This window comes from Polaromonas sp. YR568 (assembly GCF_943371715.1).
GTDB lineage: Bacteria > Pseudomonadota > Gammaproteobacteria > Burkholderiales > Burkholderiaceae_C > Polaromonas.
Genome location: NZ_CALRVW010000038.1, coordinates 1 through 20290, shown reverse-complemented (window position 1 = coordinate 20290; position 20290 = coordinate 1). Strand labels below are relative to the sequence as shown.

Below are 20290 nucleotides of genomic sequence, written 5' to 3'. Positions count from 1 at the left end.
ATCATGTCCACAGGCACCGTCCAACTTCACCGCGTGCTGCGCGCCACCCCCGAGCGGGTGTACCGCGCCTTTCTCGATGCCAACGCCATGGCCAAATGGCTGCCGCCGCACGGCTTCACCGGCAAGGTCCACCAGATGGACGCCGGGGTGGGCGGCAGCTGGCGCATGTCCTTCTTCAACTTCACCACGGGCAGCGAGATCTCGTTCGGCGGCAAATACCTTGAGCTGGTGCCCAACGAACGCATCAGCTACACCAGTGCCTTCGACGACAAGAACCTGCCGGGCGAAATGACCACCACCATCACGCTCAAGGCCGTCTCCGCCGGGGTGGAACTGCACGCCGTGCAGGAAGGCATTCCCGCCGTGATTCCCGTGGACCAGTGTTACGTGGGCTGGCAGCAGTCACTGGTGCTGCTGGGGCAGCTGGTGGAGGCGGAAATCAATCAGTAGCGGGTGTTCAGACAGGCGGGCCGGTCCCCAGACAGCAGACAACCGTCTTCACCGTCCTGCAGCCCGGCCCGGCCCCTGGTGCCGTTGCCTGCCGGCCGCTTCCGGGGCAAGATAAGGTTTCCATGTTTTTCCTGTGGCCTCAATTTCTCTGGCTGATGCTGGCGCTGCCCCTGCTGCTGGTGCTGTACCTCTGGCTGCTGCGGCGCAGAGGCAAGCAGGCCGTGCGCTACAGCAGCCTGGGCACGGTTCGCGCAGCAACCGCCGGGCGCCCGTGGCGGCGGCACGTGCCGCCCGCCCTGCTGCTGCTGGCCTTCGCGGGCTTGCTGCTTGCGGCAGCGCGTCCGGTGGCGCGGGTGCCGCTGCCTTGGGCGCGCTCCACCATCATCCTGGCGATGGACGTTTCCCTCAGCATGCGCGTGGAAGACGTCAAACCCAGCCGCATGGTGGCCGCGCAAGAGGCCGCGAAACTGTTCCTGGGCGACCTGCCCAAAAACATCGAAGTCGGGCTGGTCACGTTCGCGAGCAGCAGCCAGGTGGCTCAGACTTCGACGCTGGACCGCCCCGCCCTGGTGAAGGCGATCGACAGTTTCCAAATGCAGATCGGCACCGCCGTCGGCAGCGCCATCGTGACCAGCCTGGCCGAGCTGTTTCCGGACCAGGGCATCAATCTTGAAGAAATGACCTTTGGCAGCAAGCCGCGTGGACGCAGCCTGGACGACAAGGACAAGCCGCCGCCCCAGCAGATCACCCCGGTGGCGCCGGGCTCGTACGACGCCGCGGCCATCATCCTGCTGAGCGACGGCCGCCGCACGACAGGCGTCGACACGCTGGAAGCGGCCAAGATGGCCGCCGACCGGGGCGTGCGCATCTACGTCATCGGCCTGGGCAGCGTGGGCGATGCCGCAGCCATGCCCGAAGGCATGCCCATCTACCTGCAACTGGACGAACCCACCTTGCGCGAGGTCGCCCGCATGACCGGCGGTGAATACCACCATGCGGGCACGGCGGAGGCGCTGCGCAGCGTGTACGAAAACCTGGGCTCAACGGTGCAGGTGCAGACGCGTGAGACGGAGGTCACGGCCTTGCTGGCCTTGCTGTCGGCGGGGTTGGCGCTGGCGGCGGGGGTTTGCTCGCTGGTTTGGTTTCGGCGTGTTGTTTGAGAGCCTGCCGCAGCGCGGCCAAGCGTTCAAGGCGGAACTAGGCTACCCCCGGATTGAGGATGCTGGTCATAGCGATTTATGAGGCAGCCTTGCGCGCCCTGAGTTGTCAAAATTCTTATCGAGGTAAGCCTTGCGGTCACTGGCATACTTCTCCTAACAATACTTAAAGGGAGGCAATATGCTGGACAAATCCATCACCAATCCGGGCATCCACAAACAATTCCTAATCAATCGCTTTAACGCAGATGAACAGCGTATTCTTCAAAAACTTTCGGCGGATTGGTATCTCACAAATTCAGGCGAAGAGGTAACCGCGGCTCAGTCGCGATACAACTATTTCCTGATGAAACCGACAATCAAAACATCCGAAATGTTCAACATCGAACGTGAGGTCGTTTGTATTTTTAGTGACTATCCATACTTCGAGCCCAGATCGCTGGACATTTTTGATAAGGTAAATGAAATTCTTCCAAAGATGCGCGCGGAAACTGTCTGCGGTATCTTGATAAGCCGAGCTGCCCAAGTCGAAGAAAAAGTCGATCGTCTGCTGAAGTCCGATCCAGAACATCCAATTATTGTTCCGTTTACCTACAGCGAACTATTAAATAATAATACCGGCCCACTAATCGAAAATCGATTTAGAAAGCATTTTTTCTCGCGTGATTTATTCTCTTTCCTCTCACCCTTAAAGAAAGACACGTACTTCTTCGGTAGAAGTCAATTGATTAACGAGATTGTTAATCGAGCCCAGTCCGGTGAGCATACGAGTCTATTTGGTTTAAGAAAAAGTGGGAAGACTTCGATTGTCTACGCTATTGAGCGAAAACTTGTCGTCAGTGGGGACAACGCGCTTGCTCTAGATTGCGAAAGCCCCTCCGTCCATCTGTTGCGATGGTATGAATTGCTTGAGAAGCTGGTGCACCTGTATCACCAAAGCCGGGAGTCAAAAATAAAACTCCACACCGATGGGCGTTATACCGAAAAAAAGGCGGCCGATAGTTTTGAGGAGGATGTGCTAAAAATATTCCGCTCGAAGAAGGAGTCCAGCACTCTGTTCATTTTTGATGAAATAGAACGCCTGACGCCTGGCACTGCTTCGTCCGAGCATTGGCGTAGTGGCGCCGACTTTATTTACTTTTGGCAAACCTTGCGCGGGCTCTATCAAAAAACACCCGGCATTTTTACCTACATGCTTGTCGGAACAAATCCTGGGTGCATTGAATCGCCAATGCTCGCAGGCCATGAAAATCCAATTTTTGCATCCATTCCAGCTCAATATGTGCCGAATTTTGAGGTCGGCCAGGTAAAGCAAATGGTGACCAAGCTTGGCGACTACATGGGCTTGAAATTTGATGACCTTATCGCTGCAAAGTTGACTGAAGACTTCGGCGGACACCCATTTTTGGTGCGACAGATGTGTAGCTTAATTAATCAAAAAGCGAGTCAACTACGACCAGTCAGGATAGACAAAGCGCTGTATCAAGCTGCAAAAGTTGATTTTTTTGAGTTGGGCAATGACTATCTCGAGATGATGATTCAGGTGCTAAAAGATTGGTACCCCGATGAGTACCAAATGCTGACCTATCTTGCGGCAGGGGACACTGAATCGTTTATGAGCTTTGCCGCCGACCATACAAACTACACGCGGCACTTAATTGGATACGGGCTAATAGAGCGAGGCAATGGCGGATATGCGTTTAGTTTGGAAGCTATTTCTGAACTGTTAAAAAAGAAGCATCAAACCGAGCGCCTAAACTTAACCCCGTCTGAAAAGATTCAAGAAATTTCGATGAGAAGAACCCGATTGGAAAAAGCATTACGGATTCTCTTGCGGAACGGTCTTCGCACCATGCATGGCGCAAAAAAAGCTGCGGAGCTGACGATCTCTGCACTTCCTGAGACTCGTCGGACCTCGCTAGCTCAATTGGATTTGCAGGCATTATTTGACAGGGATAAGTCGCCCCTGTTTTTTCTTGAACTTATCAATATAGTTAAGCGCGAATGGGCGTCAGTTCAGAACATCTTCATTATTGACAAGGCGAAATTTACCGCCATGCTTGAGGAAATCAATGCGGCAGGACGCCCGGACGCACACGCAAAATCTATTTCAAATGATGATTTTCAGCAATTGAGACTTCACTTCAAGAAAATCGAGCCAATGCTCGACGATTGGAATGTGTAGCTGGTCGGCTGCGTGGGACCCCTCCCACACAAGTTCAAGCATTGCAGCGGTATCGCCAAGCCTATACGGCGCGCACTGTGAAGAAACAGGTTCACTCAGGCCCTGCTTTCTCCCACCATCACAGGACTCCCATGACCGACCCACGCAACATTGCCCACGACAAAAAAGTCCAGCAGGAAAAGAAACACCGCGGCGAAGAGATCGCTCCCGGTGCAGAACATGCCGTTCAGCCCGGCAAGAAGCCGCACCTGACGACCACCGACGAAAAACCCGAGACCGATAGTGAAGCGGTTGACAAGGACGAGCAGCCTGCGGGCTGATCATCCGCTGGGGTAACACCCCACAAAAAAGCCTGCTGCACCTTTGCAGCAGGCTTTTTTCATTGTCTCGCCTGGACGGCTAATCCTGAAGAACGAAGCGAATCGGAACAACCACCAGACTGTCCACCGGCTGCCCGTTGCCATCCTGCGCCGGCACAAACCTGGCGCTGCGCAGGTAACGAAGCGCCGCCTCATCGAGCAGGTGGTAGCCGGAGCTGGTGCGTAGCTGCACATCGGCCGCGGCGCCGCTGGCCAGCACCCGCAGTTTCACCCTCACCTCGCCCTGCTGCTCCAGCCGCAAGGCCGCGGGGGGATAGTCCGGCGTCAAAGGCGCTTCCGGCCGGGCGTGGGCAGACAGGACAGGCGCCGCGGCCGCTGCGTTGCGGTCAACAGCGGCGGGTTGGGTTTGTGCCAGTGCGGCTGCGCCTATCAGGGCTGCGGCCAACACCAGTTGTTTCTTCATCCGTGGATCGCCTTGCCCAGGCGCGCCATGCCTTCTTCAATCTTCCCCACATCGGCGGTCGCAAAACTGAGCCGGAAGGTGCTCACATCCGGCTTGCCCGCATAAAACGGCGCACCAGGCACAAACGCCACGCCCTGCGCAATCGCCCGCTTCGCAAACTCGCCGGCGTCCTTGGTCTTGCCGCCCGCGCCTGTGAGCCGAGCCCAGAAGAACAGCCCGCCCTGCGGCTGCGTGAACTCGACCGCATCGCCCAGCTCGCGCTTGAGCGCGGCGCCCATGGCCACCGCGCGTTCGCCGTACACCTTGCGCACGCGCGCCAGGGTGGGGGGCATGCGGCCGGCCTTGAGGTATTGCGCGGCGGTGGCCTGGGCAAAAGTGCTGGTGTGCGCGTCGCTGAACTGCTTGCACATGGTGGCCTTGGCCAGCAGTTCGGCGGGGCCAATCATCCAGCCCACGCGCAGGCCGGGTGAGAGGACTTTGCTCATGGAGCCGCAATGGGCGATCAGCTCGCGGCTGCCGGGCACGTCCTGGCTCAGGCTCAGGATGCTGGGGGGCGGTGCGTCGTTGAAGTAGAGGTCGCCATACGGGTCGTCCTCGACGATCAGGGTGTTGTACTTGACGGCCAGGGCCAGCACTTTCTTGCGCCGCTCCAGGCTCAGCATGGCGCCGCTGGGGTTGCCGAAGGTCGGAATCAGATACACAAACTTGGGCTTGTGTTCGGCCATGAGTTTTTCCAGCGCGTCGGTATCCACGCCATTGGCGTCCACCGGCGCGCTGACGAGGTCGGCGCCGTAAAGGCGGAAGCACTGGATGGTGGCCAGGAAGGTCGGGCCTTCGACGATCACCTTGTCGCCAGGGTCGATCATGGTTTTGCCAAGCAGGTCCAGCGCCTGCTGGCTGCCGGTGGTGACGATCAGGCCGTCGGGCGCGACACTCACGCCCTTGCTGCCCATGAAGGCGGCGAGCTGTTCGCGCAGCGGGTTGTAGCCTTCGGTGGCACCGTATTGCAGCGCGGCGCCGGGTTCTTCCGTCAAGGCCAGGTTGACGGCTTCCTGGATGCCGGCCACGTCGAACATGGCGCTGTCGGGAAAGCCGCCGGCAAAGCTGATGATGCCGGGCTTGCCCAGCAGCTTGAACAGTTCGCGGATGGCGGAGGTTTCAACGTTGTTGAGGCGGTCGGCAAATGGCAAGGGCATGGCGGTCTCTCTTTCTGCTTTGCATTGTCGCCAATTTGCGCGCCGCTTTCCGGCGCCGCCGCCGGTCGCGGCAGAATACCGGCATGAACACCCCTGCACTCCTCATTGCCGCCAGCGGCGCCGTGCTCCTGGTTCTGGGCCTGCTGCACCTGGTCTTCACCTTCCAGGGTCCCCCGTTCGACCCGCGCGACCCTGAGCTCAAGACCCGCATGATGGCGGTGTCGCCGGCCATCAGCCGCCAGACAACCATGTGGCGGGCCTGGATCGGTTTCAATTACAGCCATTCGTTTGGCGCGATTCTGTTCGGCGGGGTCTGGGGCTACCTGGCGCTGCTGCAACCCGCCTTGCTGTTCCAGTCGGTCTTTTTGCTGGCGCTGGGCCTGGTCGCGCTGCTGGCCTATGTGGTGGTGGGCCGGATCTACTGGTTCAGCACACCGTTTCGCGGCATCGTGCTGGCCACGCTGCTGTACAGCCTGGGCCTGCTTATTCACTTTTCTATTTGAGGCGTAGCCATGATCGAACAACACATGGACATCCCCGGCGCCGACGGCGCCATGAACAGCTTTGTGGTGTGCCCCGAAGAAGGCGGCCCCCCGAAGCGCGCAGGCATCTACCACCAGGCAGCGGCAGAGCGGCACTGGGAGCGGCTGTTCGACCTGTTCAGGCGGACGCTGCAGGCCTGAGGGCCGCCCTCCCCGGTTTTCCAGCTCTCAAGATTTCAAGGAGTCATGCATGAATATCGTCAACGTGCACCAGCGGCGGCTGGAGGCCACACCGGCGCAGGTGGCTGAGCTGATGGCCTCGCTGGGCTCGCCCGACGACAAACTGTGGCCGCCCGGCTGGCCGCGCATCCGCTTCGACCGGCCGCTGGTGCCGGGCGCGGTGGGCGGGCACGGGCCGATCGGCTATGTGGTCACGGCCTACACACCGGGCGAATCCATCCGCTTCCGCTTCACCGAGCCCAGGGGCTTCAATGGCTGGCACAGTTTCACCGTGCTGGGCGCCACCGACCAAGACTGCGTGCTGGAGCACCGCATCGAGATGCAGACCGAAGGCCGCGCCACCCTGCTCTGGGAGCTGGTGATCCGCCACCTGCACAACGCGCTGGTGGAAGACGCGCTGTCGCAGGCGCAGCGTGCCGTGGGCAACAAGCCGCTGGTCGTACCCTGGCCGGTGAAAGTGCGGCTGTTGCGCCGGCTGCTGCCGGCCGGAAAATCCAAACCCCGCGCGGTGCCGGGCAATGCCGGTGCGCGTTGACTTGCGGTCGCAGGCCGAGCCATCCTTTTCAAAGCGTCCATGAAAACCGAGTCGATCACCCCCCCTTCTTCGCCACCCTGAAAGCCTCCAACCCGATGCCGGTGACCGAACTGGAATACACCAGCGTGTTCGATCTGCCGGTGGCCGTGCTGCTGAGTGCCCAGGCGGAAAGATTCATGGCGGAGCTGCCATGACCACGCCGCCTGGCAGGGTGAAGAAAAAGCTGGCGCCCTGCCCCGGCATGGCCTCGGCCCACAGCCGGCCGCCATGCCGCGCGATCACGCGGCTGACGGTGGCCAGGCCAATGCCCAAGCCGGGAAACTCGGTGACGCCGTGCAAACGCTGGAACGGCGTGAACAGCTTGTTGACATAGACCATGTCGAAGCCGGCGCCGTTGTCGCTGACAAAAAACACCGGCTGACCGTCCGCGTCGGATTTCTGGCCGACGCTGATTTCGGCCCGCGCTGTTTTCGAGGTGAATTTCCAGGCGTTTTCCAGCAGGTTTTCCATCACCACCCGGATGAGCCGGGCATCGCCACGGGTCTGCAAGCCCTTTTCAATCTGCACCGTGACATGGCGCCCGGGCTCGCGCACCTGCCATTCGTCCAGGATGGAGCGCGCCAGGGCGGACAGGTCCACCGGCTCGTTGCCCAGCAAGGTACGCGAGACCTCGGCGAGTGCGAGCAGGCCTTCGATCAGTTGCCCCATCTGCTGCGAGCCGGCCTGGATGCGCGCCAGGTAGTGCGCCCCGTCCGTGTCCAGGGTGCCCGCCAGTTTCCTGGCCAGCAAATGGCTGAAGCCGTTGATGCTGTTGAGCGGCGAGCGCAGGTCATGGGAGACCGAATATGAAAAGGCCTCGAGCTCGTGGTTCGACATGCGCAGGGCCGCTTCGGTGGCCTTGATTTCGGTGATGTCCTGCAGCACGCCGAACAGGCGCACCAGCTTGCCGTCCTGCAGGATGGCCTGGCCCTGCGTGCGGACCCAGATGCGCCGGCCTTTGGCCGTGACCAGCGGAAGGTCCAGGTCCCAAGGGGTCGCGTGCTGGATGGCTGCCTCCACCGCGGCCCGGATCACGGGCTGCACTTCAGGCGCATAAAACCCGAGAAGGCCCTCCAGGGTGATATCCGCCGAGGGGTCGAGTTCATGGATATGGAAAATCTCGTCGGAGCAATAAGTCGCCATGGACTCCATCACCACCTCCCACCCGCCCGCCTTGGCCAAGGCCCCGGTGCGGTTGAGCAGTTCAAGGCTGCGGGTAATCACTCCTTCCGAACGCTTGCGGTTGGTGATCTCCCGAATCAGGCCGGTCCGGCGGCGTGCCTGCATGTCCTCGCCTTCGATCCAGCCGAGCAGATGGATCCAGCGTTCAGCGCCGGAAGCCGTGATCACCCGGAACTCGGCATCAAGCGGCAATGCAGCCTGGACAGCTGCATCGCGCGCCGCCGCAAAAGCCTGGCGGTCACCGGGGTGGATCAGCCGGAGCAGCCCCTCATAGGAAGCCTCAAGCAGCGAACTCTGCACACCGAGCACCTCATGGGCTTCATCGCACCACCACATCAGGTTGGTATCAAGGTCGATCTGCCAGTAGCCGATGCGCGCGAGCCGCTGCGCCACCTGCAGCCGGCGCTGACTCTCGCGCAGGCGGGCGTGGTTGTCGGCCTGCTCCCGCTGAAGCCGGTCCAGCTCAGTGATGTCGCGAACAATGGTCGTGAAAAGCCGGCCTTCGGCGGTGTGCAGCACGGAGATCGAGGCTTCCAGGGGGAACTCCTCGCCGTTGCGGCGCAGGCCATGGATGACCTTGGGCACGCCCATGCGCCGGGACGTCACGCCGGAGTTGCCGTAACACTCGACATTCCGGGCATGACCCGCGCGGAAACGCTGGGGCATCAGCTTTTCGAGGGGCTGCAGCAACACCTCTTGCCGCGACCAGCCGAATATTTTCTCGGCCGCCAGGTTGTACATGACGATGCGCTGCTGCTCGTCAACTGTGATGATGGCGTCCATGGCGGATTCCAGCACGCCCGCCAGGAGGGCCGCCGATCCGTCTGGCGTGTGGCCGCCAAGGACCAGGGTTTCGATCGAAGAAGAGGGCATGGTTCTTTCTGGACGTCGGTCAAGCGCGCTTGACACCCCGGACCATGCCTCCAGAAGGCCTGCTGCTCACCGACCCGCTGATCAATATCAATAAGCACACTTAGTGTCAGATCAGCACCCCGCCGCGGACTTGATCGGCGTCAATATTCTGTCAATCCCGGGGCTTCCTGACGGCAGCAATCCGCCTTGCGGCGGCGAATCCTGCGTCGATAGCCGTTGCTTAAAACGTTTCCCAGCTGCCCCCGGCTGTGGCCAGTTGGCCTGCTGGCGCAGCAATGGCCTGCTTGGCTCTGGGCGGCTGTTGGGGTGACACGTGTCCCTTGAATGGTTTCGCAGATGCGGCACGCCGGGGCTGAGCCATCTGATTCACCTGCTCCTGATCCAGCCGGAACACACTGACCACCTGGCTGAGCCCGCTGGCCTGCTCCTGCAGCGAGGACGCTGCAGCTGCGGCTTCTTCCACCAATGCGGCGTTTTGCTGCGTCACCTGGTCCATCTGCGTGATCGCCTGGTTGATCTGCTCGATGCCCGCGGTCTGCTCCTGGCTGGCCGCCGTGATCTCGGCCATGATGTCGGTCACGCGTTTGACGCTGTCGACAATCTCGTCCATGGTCTTGCCGGCCTCGGCCACCTGCTTGCTGCCTTGTTCGACCTTGCCGACGGAGTCGTCAATCAAACCCTTGATCTCCTTGGCCGCTGTCGCACTGCGCTGGGCCAGGTTGCGCACCTCGGCGGCCACCACGGCAAAGCCTCTTCCCTGTTCCCCGGCTCGGGCCGCTTCGACGGCGGCGTTCAGCGCCAGGATGTTGGTCTGGAAGGCGATGCCGTCGATCACGCCGATGATGTCGACGATCTTGCGGGACGAGTCGTTGATGGCGCTCATGGTGCCCATGACTTCGGCGACCGAGCTGCCGCCGCGAACAGCGACGCTGGAAGCCGAGACGGCCAGCTGGTTGGCCTGGCGGGCGTTGTCGGCGTTCTGTTTGACGGTGGACGTCAGCTCTTCCATCGACGCGGCTGTCTCTTCCAGGGAGCTGGCCTGCTCTTCGGTCCGGGAGGACAGGTCGTGGTTGCCGGCGGCAATCTGGCTGGACGCCGTCGCTATGGTGTCGGTGCCGCTGCGGACTTCGCCCACCACCTTGGCCAGGCTGCCATTCATGTCCGCGAGGGCCTGCATGAGATCACTGACTTCATCCTTGCCTGTGACCTTGACGCGCGAGGTGAGGTCGCCGCCAGCCACGGCCTGTGCGAGCAACAGGGCATCGCGCAGTGGATGGGTGATGCTGCGGGTAAAGACCCAGGCCAACGCGGCTCCGATGGTCAGGGCGGCCAGGCCCAGACCGAACAGCAGAATTGTCAGCTGTTTGCCGGCGGTGACGGCCTCGTCCAGCGTTTCAACAACGTTGGCTTGCTCCAGTTCAACCAGCTTATTGATCTCGACCATCGCTTTCTGGTGCACCGGTTCAATGCGGCTGGCAATGATTTTTGCCGCGCCTTCGGGATCGAAAGCCAAGGCCTGTGCGACCGCCTCGAGGAAGGGTGCTTCGATTTCCTTGTCGAGCCGCGCAATCTCGGTGACCATTTTCTTTTCAGCGTCCGAGAGATCTGTTGCCAGAAGCTTGTCGCGCGCCTCTGCGGAACGCTTGCGCTCGGTCTTGCCCCGCGCCTCCTGCGTCTGCATGGCGCCGACATCCGACTGGAGGGCGATGTTGCGTATGGCCACCCCGCCTTCGAGCAAGGCGCTGCGAATGGTGACGGCCAATGCGCTTTTCGCATTGGCTTTCTCCAGCCCTTCAATCATGGCAGTCCTGTTCTTCAGGCCAATCCAGGTGTTGGTAACAAGCACCAGAACAAGAATCATCAGGATGATGCCGAACCCGATACCAAGGCGCGCGCCGATACGCAAACTACGTAAATTCATGATCACTCCAAAGCTAACGCACTGTTGATCCCTGCAGAAGGCAGGCATGCAACGCCGCAGGAGCGGTTGCAATCAACCACGCCTGTCCATTGTCACTTTGCAAAAAAATCTGTGCTGCCGCATGACGGACGCTGCCATCCGATGGAATGGCGCCGGTCATGCGGCCTGGACGGTTCTTATTTGTAGATGCCGCCCATGAAGATCACGTCGTCGACCTTTTCAACATAGGATGATTTCGGCTCGACGGCCTTGGTGATGGGGTTGGGCCACTTGTAATCGACCCAGCCTTTGCCCTTGCTGCCAGCGACTTCGACAAAGCCCTTGACGAAATACTTGCCGTCCACATCCTTGAGTTCGATGAGGCTCTTGTCGATGAGCTTGGCGTTCGCGCCGTGGGCGAGCACCTTGCCGCTCATGTCCAGGACGGTAATGTACAAGTCACGGTCCTTGAACTGGCCATTCGGGTTGCTGAATTCTGCAAAAGCCTTGTCCTTGCCGTTGGCCTTCATATACGCAGCGGCCTTCTTGACGAGCGCGGTGGCTTCTTCGGCCGTTCCTTTGTCCGAAGCTGCCATGGCCCCCATGTTGAATGACAGCGCCAACAGGCCAAACACGATTCCGTGGAACAGTTTTTTCATGATTAAATTTCCTTGATCTCTAAAAAATCCGGGCGGCCGGACGACTTGTAAACCCCACTTTTTGCAAGCGCTGCAAGCAATCACCAGAGCATCCCCCTCGTCTGCCTAATTCCGACAAGAGGGCGATTCCTGTATCGCAGTCACCCACACCTGACAGCTGATTCACAGCTGTCTCCATGGATAACGGCCATTCGTGTGAAATCTTGAGGGCATCCAAGGGTTTTTCCTGACTGCTCCAGGCCACACGCCGGCCGCGCTTCAACTGAAACGTCCCGGTTGCTCCGCCCCTTCGCAGGCAGCCCATACACTGCAGGGCATGAAAACCGCCGACATCGCCCCCTTCTTCGCCACGCTGAAAGCCGCCAACCCGATGCCGGTGACCGAGCTGGAATACACCAGCGTGTTCGAGCTGCTGGTGGCCGTGCTGCTAAGCGCCCAGGCCACCGATGTGAGTGTGAACAAGGCCACGCGTAAGCTGTTTCCGGTGGCCAACACGCCACAGAAGATCCTGGCGCTCGGGCAGGAAGGGCTGGAGGGCTACATCAAGACCATCGGCCTGTACCGCAGCAAGGCCAGACACCTGATGCAAACCTGCCGCATGCTGGTGGAGCAGCACGGCGGCCAGGTGCCGCGCAGCCGCGAGGCGCTGCAGGCCCTGCCCGGCGTGGGCCGCAAGACGGCCAACGTGGTGCTGAACTCCGCCTTTGGCGAGGCAACGATGGCGGTGGACACGCACATCTTCCGCCTGGGCAACCGCACCGGGCTGGCGCCGGGCAAGACGCCGCTAGAAGTGGAGCACCAACTGCTCAAGCGCATTCCGCCCGAATACCTGGTGGACGCGCACCACTGGCTGATCCTGCACGGGCGGTATGTGTGCCTGGCTCGCAAGCCGCTGTGCTGGCAGTGCGCGGTGGCGCCGTATTGCGACTACACGCCGAAGACGCCGCAGCCTGCGTAGTGCCGTCCCCGCCCCTTGCTGTCATTGCGGGCTTGACCCGCAATCCATGGCTGCGTATCAGCGATGGTGGTTCATGCGGCGTGGATCCCGGATCAAGCCCGGGATGACAGATTCACAAGGCCTCTCCCGCCTGTCATTGCGGGCTTGGCCCGCAATCCATGTCACGCCTGCCAGCGACCGTGGTTCATGCAGCATGGATCCCGGATCGAGTCCGGGATGACAAACGGGAGTCGGATGACAGACTGGAGGCCGGAATGACAATTCCAGCAACAATGCACCATGGACTATTTCGTCTATCTCATGGCCAGCGGAAAAAACGGCACCTTGTATGTCGGTGTTACCAACGACCTGGTTCGCCGCGTGTATGAGCACAAAAATGCATCCGTCGAGAGCTTCACGAGCCGCTACGCTGTTGATCAACTGGTGTGGTTCGAGACCACACCATCCATCGAGGCGGCCATCCATAGGGAAAAGCAGCTCAAGAACTGGAAGAGGGAGTGGAAGGTGGCGATGATCGAAAAATCCAACCCGAAGTGGCGGGATCTGTACGCAACGCTGCTCTGAGGGTACATGTCATGCGAGGCATCTCCGCAGATTCACTCCTGTTTTGATAGCTGACTGCGCTTATCCCGTCTTGGCTGGTAGTCGATTTGTCATCGAAAGCCCCATGAAAAACGCCGCCCACGGAGGGGCGGCGTTCAACGGTTCACCGGCAGGCCCGGCGCGGCTCAGAACAGCATGTTGGGCAGGAACATGGTGATGGCCGGCACGTAGGTGATGATCATCAGGAACAGCAGCAGCACCAGTGTCCACGGCAGGGCCGCGCGCGCCACGCCCAGAATCGACATCTTGGTGATGCCCGCGGTGACAAACAGGTTCAACCCCACCGGCGGCGTCACCATGCCTATCTCCAGGTTCACCACCATGATGATGCCCAGGTGAACGGGGTCTATGCCCAGCCGCGTGGCAATGGGAAACAGGATGGGCGCCATGATCAGGATGATGCCGGTCGGCTCCATGAACATGCCGGCAATCAGCAGCAGGATGTTGACCACCACGAGGAACTGCCAGGCCGGCATGCCCCAGCCGATGATGGTTTCAGCAATGGTCTGCGGAATGCGTTCGGTCGTCAGCACATGCGCAAACAGCAGCGCATTGGCCACGATGAACATCAGCATGATGGTGACCTTGCCGGAATCGAGCAGCACCTTGGGCACCTGTTTCATGCCGATGTCGCGGTACACGAACACGGCAATGAAGAAGGCGTAGATGGCTGCCACCGCTGCGGCTTCGGTCGGCGTGAAGATGCCGCCGTAAATGCCGCCCAGGATGATGACGATCAGCAGCAGGCCCCAGAGCGAGTCGCGGCCGGCTTTCAGGATCTCGCCCAGCGGCGCACGCGGCTGGCGCGGCAGGTTGAGCATGCGGGCACGCACGTAGATCGCCAGCATCAGCATCAGGCCGAGCAGGATGCCCGGTATGACGCCGGCCATGAAGAGTTTGCCGACCGAGGTCTCGGTGGCGGCGCCGTAGACCACCATCACGATGGAGGGCGGGATCAGGATGCCGAGCGTGCCGGCGTTGCAGATGACCCCGGCCGCAAAATTCTGCGGGTAGCCGGCCTTGACCATGCCGGCAATCACGATGGCGCCCACCGCAACGACCGTCGCGGGCGACGAGCCCGACACCGCCGCGAACAACATGCAGGCCAGCACCGACGCCATGGCCAGGCCACCCCGGAAGTGCCCGATGCAGGCGTTGGCAAACCGGATCATGCGGCGCGCCACGCCGCCGGTCGTCATGAAGTTGCCGCCGAGAATGAAAAACGGAATGGCCAGCAAGGTATAGAGCTCGGAGGTCTCGAACAGCTTGAGCGTCAGCGAGGCCAGCGAATCCTGCGCAAACACCAGGATGGTCAGGATGGACGACAAGCCGAGCGCCACCGCAATCGGCATGCCCAGCGCCATGAAGGCCAGCAGCAGGATGAACAGTGCAGCGATGGTCATGAACGCACCTCGCCGGTGGCCGGCTCTTCCTTGAGCTTGAGCGCGTCCTGGGCCTCGTCACCGAGCAGGTGGGCTTCCTGGCCGCTGGCCAGCCGCCACAGCACCTGCGCAAAGCGGAACGCCAGCAGCAGGAAACCCAGCGGCAGGATGATGCGCGGTATCCAGGTCTGGATGGGAATGTCCTGCATCAGGATGCCGACGCTGTAAATCTTGTAGACATACTGGTAACTTCCGAAAGCGACGATCAGGGCGTACACGATGCACAGCGAGGCCGCGATCGACTCGACCACGCGGGCCGGACGGTTGCCCAACAGCTTGACCGCGGCATCGACGCCGATATGTGCACCAACACGCACGCCGTAGGACATGCCTACAAAAATCAGCCATGCAAACATGACGCCGGTGAGTTCCAGCGCCCAGACAAAGCTGTAATTGAAAACGTAACGCGCAATCACCTGCATGAAAGTGACCAGGGTCATCGCCGCCATCAGGAAGGTGATCAGGCCTTCCTCCAAATGTTCTAGCCAACGCATAGATGTACAAAGGGCCCGCCAGGCGGGCCCTTTCCTTTGTGGTTACTTGTTGGACTTCAGGGCGCCGTCGATCAGGTCACGCCCGATGTCGCCTTCGAACTTCTTCCACACCGGCTCCATGGACTTGCGCCAGGCGGCCACGTCGTCCTTGGACAGTTTCTGGATCTTGGCCTTGCCCGCGTCGGCAATTTTCTTGCGGTCGGCTTCGTTGATGTCCAGCGCCAGCTTGTTGGCATGAGCCGTGGCTTCGGTCATGGCTTCGGTCAGGCCCTTGCGCACATCGGCCGGCAGGCCGTCCCACCACTTGACATTGGTGACGACCATGTAGTCGATCACGCCGTGGTTGGTTTCGGCAATGGTCTTCTGCACTTCATGGAACTTCTGCGAATAGATGTTCGACCAGGTGTTTTCCTGGCCATCCACCACGCCGGTCTGCAGCGCCTGGTAGACCTCGGCGAACGCCATCTTCTGCGGGTTGGAACCGAGTGCGCGGAACTGTGCCTCGAGCACGTCGGACGCCTGGATGCGGAACTTCAGGCCCTTGACATCATCAGGGCGGACCAGCTTGTCCTTGTTGGTGGACAGCTGCTTCATGCCGTTGTGCCAGTAGCCCAGGCCGAGCAGGCCACGGCCCTTCATGGCCTCGAGCAAAGCCTTGCCCTGCGGGCCGGACTGGAAGCGGTCCACCGCCTCGATGTCGTCAAAAAGGAAAGGCAGATCGAAGACCTGGATCTTCTTGGTGTAGCGGTCGAACTTGGACAGCGACGGCGCGATGAACTGCACGTCGCCGAGCAGCAGTGCTTCGAGTTCCTTGGCGTCACCGAACAGCTGCGAGCTCGGGAACACCTGCACCTGCACCTTGCCCGGGAGCTTCTTCTCGGCGAGCTCCTTGAACTTCAATGCGCCCTGCCCTTTGGGTGTCTGCTCGGCCACCACATGGCTGAACTTGATCACGATGGGGGCCTGAGCCGACGCGGCGAACGGCAGTGCCAGCGCGCCGGCGGCAAGAGCCGTGGCAAGAAGGGTGCGGCGTAAACGATGGATTGTTTTCATGTTGTCTCCTGGTTAAAAAAAGGTGCGGATTGGGCATCCGTCTGAATGGAAATATAGGCTTGTCAGCGCCTGATCGATCTACGTAAAAACCGATGCCTGGCATGGTGTTGCAGCAACGTGGTGTCAGATCTCCCGCTTGGGGGAATGCCCCGTGCCGCCGGTTGGAGGTACAGCATCCATCTTGCGGCGGGTGGCTCCGGAAAACATTCGGACAAACCCTTCTCAAGCATGGTGCGGCCCGCCCTGCCCCTGATCGACGCGGGCCAGCGTGCGCTGCGCGAGCAACAGCACCGGCGCATCGATCATGCGGCCGTCGAGGTTGACCACACCACCGCCTACGGCCTCGCTGGCAGCGAGCACGCGACGCGCCCAGTCGATCTCGGCCGGGCTGGGGGTGAATGCCGCATTGACCGCCGCCACCTGCGCGGGATGAATACACAGCTTCGCACCAAAGCCGCCGCTGCGGCTGCGCAGCAGATCGCGCGCGAGTTGCGCCGTGTCCTGCAGGTCTGCCGTCACGCCGTCAACCGGTGAGGGAAGCTGCGCGCGGCGCGAAGCCAGCAGCAGCGCCAGCCGTACGGTCGACAGCTCGGTTTCGTCGGGCCCGCAAGCCAGGCCGGCATCGGCCTGGAAGTCAATGTTGCCAAAGGCCAGACGCAGCACCTGCGGGCAACGGGCCAGGGCGTCGGCCGCATCGAGGCCGGCGACTGATTCAATCAGCGGCACCAGCGCACACGCGGGGCCCAGCACCGCCGCGACATGCGAAAGCTGGGCCGCATGTTCAGCTTTGGGTAGCACCACGCCGGCAACGCCCGGACGGACCAGCCCGACCAGCAGGTTCAGGTCATCGCCATGCCAGACCGTGTTGCCGGCGTTCACACGCACCAGCACGCGTGCGCGCTCTGCACCCGAAAGACCAGGCCAGGCTTGCGCCAGCAGCTGCCGCGCCTGAGTTTTCTCGCCGGGAGCGACTGCATCCTCGAGGTCGATGATGACGGCGTCTGCGCCCGAGGCCAGCGCCTTGGCAAAGCGCTCGGGGCGGGTGGCGGGCACGAACAGAAAGGAGCGGGCCAGCGCCAGCGGGCTACTGGCGAATACGCTCATGCCTTGCCTTCCAGCAGCAGGCCCACGCGCGGCCATGACGCGACCTGCCACAAGGCGTCGACAGCGGCCTGCATGTCGCCCGGCGTGGCGCCGCCGCTGAAGGCGGCCAGGCGCAGGGCCTTGGCGGTGATCTCTTCGCGGCTCAGGGTGTTGCCGGGGTCGCCCTTGGGTTCGTCCACCCGGCCCTGCAGTACGCGGCCGTCGGTGGTGGTGACGGTGACCTTGCCAATCCAGCGCTGCGGATAGGCGGCGTCCACCTCGGCATCGAGCTGCATCGTGACCCGGTCGCGCAGGACGGTGGTGGCGTCTTCGCGGAAATGTTGGTCGAACTCGACCAGGCCGGCGTGGCCGAAACGTGCGACCAGCGCCAGCACCGTGCCCATGGAGAATTTGCTCTGGTGCACCGTGGCCGGGTTCACAACCGGGCCCAGCACGTCGATGGCGCCCTGGTGCACATGGGTGACCACACTGGCGATGTCGGTTGGTGCCAGCTGGTGGGCCTGCATGACCTGCAGCAGCGCGTCGGCCGCCGGGTGCGTGTGGCGGCAGGACGCGTGGTACTTGAACGAGGTCTCGGCCGTGGCCCAGCGCGAGCCGAGGCCGGCAGTCAGTTTGGCGGGGTCAGCGTCGCTGGACATACCGGCAGCCATGCCTTGCGGGCCTTCGAGAATCTGCGCCGCGCCAGTGAAGCCGTCCTGCGCCAGGCAGGCCGACATCAGGCCGGCGGCAGCCGCGTGCGCGGTGTGCAGCTGCTTGGAGTCGGCGGCCGTGCGCAGAAATTCCCAGAGCCCGGCCGACTGCGTGCCGGCCGACCCGAAAGCGTGCTGCATCTGCGCCGGACTCAGGCCCAGCAGGCTGCCCGCCGTGGCCGCGGCAGCCAGCGTGCCTGCGGTGCCGGTGGTGTGAAACACCTTGTAGTGCGAGCGGCCCAGAAACTCGCCGACACGGATGCCAACCTCGTAACCGGCGACCGCGGCGGTGAGCATCTGCCTGCCGCTGCTGCCAAAGGTCTGCGCCATCGCCAGCGCGACCGGAAACACCACCGTGGCCGGGTGGAACACCGAGCCGTTGTGCACGTCGTCCTGCTCGGCCACATGCGAGGCAGCCGCGTTGGCCATGGCGGCAAAGTAGGCGCTGGTCCGGCTGCGGTTGATCAACACTTCGGCCGCGCCACCCGTCGGCCCCATGCTGGCGGCGAAACGCGTGATGGTCTCGACCGGGCGCGAGCCTTTGCCTGCAATTGCCGAGCCGAACCAGTCGACCAGCAAGTCTTCGGTCTTGGCGACGACGGAAGCTGGAATGGTTTCGAACTTCAGGTTGGCGGCGAAGGCGGCGAGTTGGGCGGTGGGTGTGTTGCTCATGGGGAGTTCGTATCTTTAAGAGGGAAATAAGGCGACAGCCCTTACGGGGAAAGCGCAATCAGCTATCAATTAAATAGCATTCGTCTGCTGCAGCGCGGCAACGGCGTCATCGCCCTGCCCCAGCTCGCGCAGGATGGCGCGGGTGTGCTGGCCAACGGCGGGGATGGGGTCCATGCGGTAGTCGAAGCTGTTGATGCGGCCCGGCGGCAGCAACGCGGGAATGTCACCGACCGGCGAAGCCACCTGGCGCCAGCGATCCCGCGCCTTGAGCTGCGGATGTGCCCAGAGTTCGGCCATGCTGTTCATGCGGGCATTGGCAATCTGCGCCTCGTCGAGCCGGGTGGTCACCTCGGCGGTGCTCATGCCAGCAAACGCGGTCAGGATGATGGCCTTGAGCGCTTCGCGGTGTTCGTTGCGCCGCGCGTTGCTGTCAAAACGCACATCGGTCGCCAGCCCGGGCTGCTGCAGCACGAGCTTGCAGAAGATCACCCATTCGCGTTCGTTCTGCAGCCCGAGCATGACGGTGCCGCCGTCACCGGCCGCAAACGGGCCATAGGGATAAATGGTCGCGTGGGATGCCGCGCTGCGCGGCGGCGGCGTGGCACCACCGTAGGCGTAATACATGGGGTAACCCATCCACTCGGCCAGCGACTCGAGCATGGACACGTCGATGTGCGAACCCCGGCCGGTCTTGCCGCGCTGCAACAGCGCGGCCAGGATGCTGCTGTAGGCATACATGCCGGCAGCGATGTCGGCCACCGAATTGCCTGCCTTGCAGGGTTCGTCGGGCGTGCCGGTCACCGACAGGAAACCGGCTTCGCTCTGGATCAGCAGGTCGTAGGCCTTCTTGTCGCGGTAGGGGCCGTCGTCGCCGTAACCCGAGATGTCGCAGACGATCAGTTTCGGGTTGGTGGCACTCAGTTCGGCATAGCCCAGGCCCATGCGCGCGGCCGCACCGGGCGCGAGGTTTTGCACCAGCACGTCGGCGGTTTCCAGCAGTTGCTTGAGCACGGCCAGTGCGGCCGGTTGCTTCAGGTCCAGCGTCAGGCTTTCCTTGGAGCGATTCACCCAGACAAAATGCGAGGCCATGCCGTCGACCCGCTGGTCATAGGCACGCGCAAAGTCGCCGACGCCGGGGCGTTCGACCTTGATCACGCGGGCGCCGAGGTCGGCGAGCTGCCTGGTGCAGAACGGCGCGGCGATGGCGTGTTCGAGGGAGATGACGGTGATGCCGTCGAGGGGTCTTGTTTGTGGAGTCATGGGTGTCCCCTCGAACCCCGGCTCGTTACAGCCGCGGCATTGATTTTGAAAGCATTCGGTTTGCGAGGCATGCCGGGGGTTGCCCGGCGGCAAGTAACTTTCTTTTGCGTCGCCAAAAGAAAGTCACCAAAGAAAATGCGCCCCGATGGTCCGGGTCCCCTGCGCTGCGCTACGGGGCAACCTGCGGTGCTCGCCGAAAACGGGGTCGAGCTCGAACTCGCTGCGCTCAGACAATCGCTCGCCCTGATCCGTTTTCGGCTGCGCTCCTCGGCCCGGCCCGACGGGTGGGAGAAAAGAAATCCAATGCGGATACAGGGAGGCGAGGACGCGCTTT

The 20290-nt window shown here is 61.9% G+C and carries 21 protein-coding genes and 1 pseudogene; 10 read left to right on the top strand and 12 right to left on the bottom strand.

The genetic code is table 11. From position 1 onward, the window contains the following. The first annotated feature begins 3 nt into the window (after window positions 1–3). From AAG813_RS18815 to AAG813_RS18800, 4 genes are all read left to right on the top strand, one after another. Window positions 4–450: an SRPBCC family protein gene (locus tag AAG813_RS18815; protein WP_341917528.1), complete on the top strand. Its 447-nt coding sequence runs from the start codon at window positions 4–6 to the stop codon at window positions 448–450. Window positions 451–572: 122 nt separating this feature from the next. Beyond that, entirely contained in the window at window positions 573–1610 is a 1038-nt protein-coding gene (locus tag AAG813_RS18810) for a VWA domain-containing protein (protein ID WP_341917527.1), read from the top strand. 178 nt (window positions 1611–1788) lie between these two features. Further along, window positions 1789–3792 (top strand): hypothetical protein, encoded by a 2004-nt coding sequence (locus AAG813_RS18805; RefSeq protein WP_341917526.1) that lies wholly within the window; start codon window positions 1789–1791, stop codon window positions 3790–3792. Window positions 3793–3923: 131 nt separating this feature from the next. Further along, complete coding sequence (locus AAG813_RS18800) at window positions 3924–4112, top strand: hypothetical protein (RefSeq protein ID WP_341917525.1); 189 nt, start codon at window positions 3924–3926, stop codon at window positions 4110–4112. A 79-nt stretch (window positions 4113–4191) separates the two neighbouring features. Here AAG813_RS18800 and AAG813_RS18795 read toward each other — a convergent pair whose 3' ends face one another. Then, window positions 4192–4575 (bottom strand): energy transducer TonB, encoded by a 384-nt coding sequence (locus AAG813_RS18795; RefSeq protein ID WP_341917524.1) that lies wholly within the window; start codon window positions 4573–4575, stop codon window positions 4192–4194. Beyond that, window positions 4572–5765: a PLP-dependent aminotransferase family protein gene (locus tag AAG813_RS18790; protein WP_341917546.1), complete on the bottom strand. Its 1194-nt coding sequence runs from the start codon at window positions 5763–5765 to the stop codon at window positions 4572–4574. The genes AAG813_RS18795 and AAG813_RS18790 overlap by 4 nt, the downstream gene beginning before the upstream one ends. 89 nt (window positions 5766–5854) lie before the next feature. Between AAG813_RS18790 and AAG813_RS18785 the strand changes: the two genes are divergently transcribed. From AAG813_RS18785 to AAG813_RS18770, 4 genes and pseudogenes are all read left to right on the top strand, one after another. Then, window positions 5855–6274: a hypothetical protein gene (locus AAG813_RS18785; RefSeq protein ID WP_341917523.1), complete on the top strand. Its 420-nt coding sequence runs from the start codon at window positions 5855–5857 to the stop codon at window positions 6272–6274. A 9-nt stretch (window positions 6275–6283) separates the two neighbouring features. After that, on the top strand, window positions 6284–6454 hold the full coding sequence (locus tag AAG813_RS18780) for a hypothetical protein (RefSeq protein WP_341917521.1): 171 nt from the start codon (window positions 6284–6286) through the stop codon (window positions 6452–6454). A 49-nt stretch (window positions 6455–6503) separates the two neighbouring features. Continuing rightward, window positions 6504–7028, top strand: a complete 525-nt coding sequence (locus tag AAG813_RS18775) for an SRPBCC family protein (RefSeq protein WP_341917519.1) — start codon at window positions 6504–6506, stop codon at window positions 7026–7028. A 77-nt stretch (window positions 7029–7105) separates the two neighbouring features. Further along, window positions 7106–7195 (top strand): annotated as a pseudogene (locus AAG813_RS18770) (endonuclease III); the annotation flags it as partial. Window positions 7196–7202: 7 nt separating this feature from the next. On the opposite strand, the gene AAG813_RS18765 reads toward AAG813_RS18770, so the two are convergent. The 3 genes from AAG813_RS18765 to AAG813_RS18755 all read right to left on the bottom strand — a co-directional run bounded on the left by AAG813_RS18765 (window position 7203) and on the right by AAG813_RS18755 (window position 11681). Further along, window positions 7203–9122 (bottom strand): PAS domain S-box protein, encoded by a 1920-nt coding sequence (locus AAG813_RS18765; RefSeq protein WP_341917518.1) that lies wholly within the window; start codon window positions 9120–9122, stop codon window positions 7203–7205. Window positions 9123–9342: 220 nt separating this feature from the next. Continuing rightward, window positions 9343–11043, bottom strand: a complete 1701-nt coding sequence (locus AAG813_RS18760) for a methyl-accepting chemotaxis protein (RefSeq protein WP_341917516.1) — start codon at window positions 11041–11043, stop codon at window positions 9343–9345. Between the two features lie 176 nt (window positions 11044–11219). Next, window positions 11220–11681, bottom strand: a complete 462-nt coding sequence (locus tag AAG813_RS18755) for a cache domain-containing protein (RefSeq protein WP_341917514.1) — start codon at window positions 11679–11681, stop codon at window positions 11220–11222. A gap of 316 nt (window positions 11682–11997) precedes the next feature. On the opposite strand from AAG813_RS18755, the gene nth reads away from it, so the two are divergent. Both nth and AAG813_RS18745 read left to right on the top strand, forming a co-directional pair. After that, window positions 11998–12639, top strand: coding sequence for an endonuclease III (nth, locus tag AAG813_RS18750; protein WP_341917512.1), 642 nt, complete (start codon window positions 11998–12000; stop codon window positions 12637–12639). Between the two features lie 279 nt (window positions 12640–12918). Beyond that, entirely contained in the window at window positions 12919–13203 is a 285-nt protein-coding gene (locus tag AAG813_RS18745) for a GIY-YIG nuclease family protein (protein ID WP_341917510.1), read from the top strand. Window positions 13204–13367: 164 nt separating this feature from the next. Here the strand turns inward: AAG813_RS18745 and AAG813_RS18740 are convergent, their stop codons facing one another. From AAG813_RS18740 to AAG813_RS18710, 7 genes are all read right to left on the bottom strand, one after another. Next, a complete protein-coding gene (locus tag AAG813_RS18740; RefSeq protein ID WP_341917509.1) occupies window positions 13368–14645 on the bottom strand; it encodes a TRAP transporter large permease subunit in 1278 nt (425 codons plus the stop codon). Beyond that, window positions 14642–15178, bottom strand: a complete 537-nt coding sequence (locus tag AAG813_RS18735; RefSeq protein WP_341917507.1) for a TRAP transporter small permease — start codon at window positions 15176–15178, stop codon at window positions 14642–14644. The genes AAG813_RS18740 and AAG813_RS18735 overlap by 4 nt, the downstream gene beginning before the upstream one ends. A gap of 42 nt (window positions 15179–15220) precedes the next feature. Continuing rightward, window positions 15221–16231 carry a TRAP transporter substrate-binding protein gene (locus tag AAG813_RS18730; protein WP_341917505.1) on the bottom strand — a complete coding sequence of 337 codons (1011 nt, stop codon included), beginning with the start codon at window positions 16229–16231 and terminating at the stop codon, window positions 15221–15223. A 222-nt stretch (window positions 16232–16453) separates the two neighbouring features. Beyond that, complete coding sequence (locus tag AAG813_RS18725) at window positions 16454–17335, bottom strand: CoA ester lyase (protein ID WP_341917503.1); 882 nt, start codon at window positions 17333–17335, stop codon at window positions 16454–16456. Continuing rightward, window positions 17332–18696: an MmgE/PrpD family protein gene (locus tag AAG813_RS18720; RefSeq protein ID WP_341917501.1), complete on the bottom strand. Its 1365-nt coding sequence runs from the start codon at window positions 18694–18696 to the stop codon at window positions 17332–17334. Before AAG813_RS18720 ends, AAG813_RS18725 begins: the two co-directional genes overlap by 4 nt. 69 nt (window positions 18697–18765) lie before the next feature. Then, window positions 18766–19956 (bottom strand): CaiB/BaiF CoA-transferase family protein, encoded by a 1191-nt coding sequence (locus AAG813_RS18715; RefSeq protein WP_341917499.1) that lies wholly within the window; start codon window positions 19954–19956, stop codon window positions 18766–18768. Window positions 19957–20079: 123 nt separating this feature from the next. Continuing rightward, window positions 20080–20290, bottom strand: a 211-nt coding sequence (locus tag AAG813_RS18710; RefSeq protein WP_341917497.1) for a hypothetical protein, incomplete at its 5' end; no start/stop codon positions are given.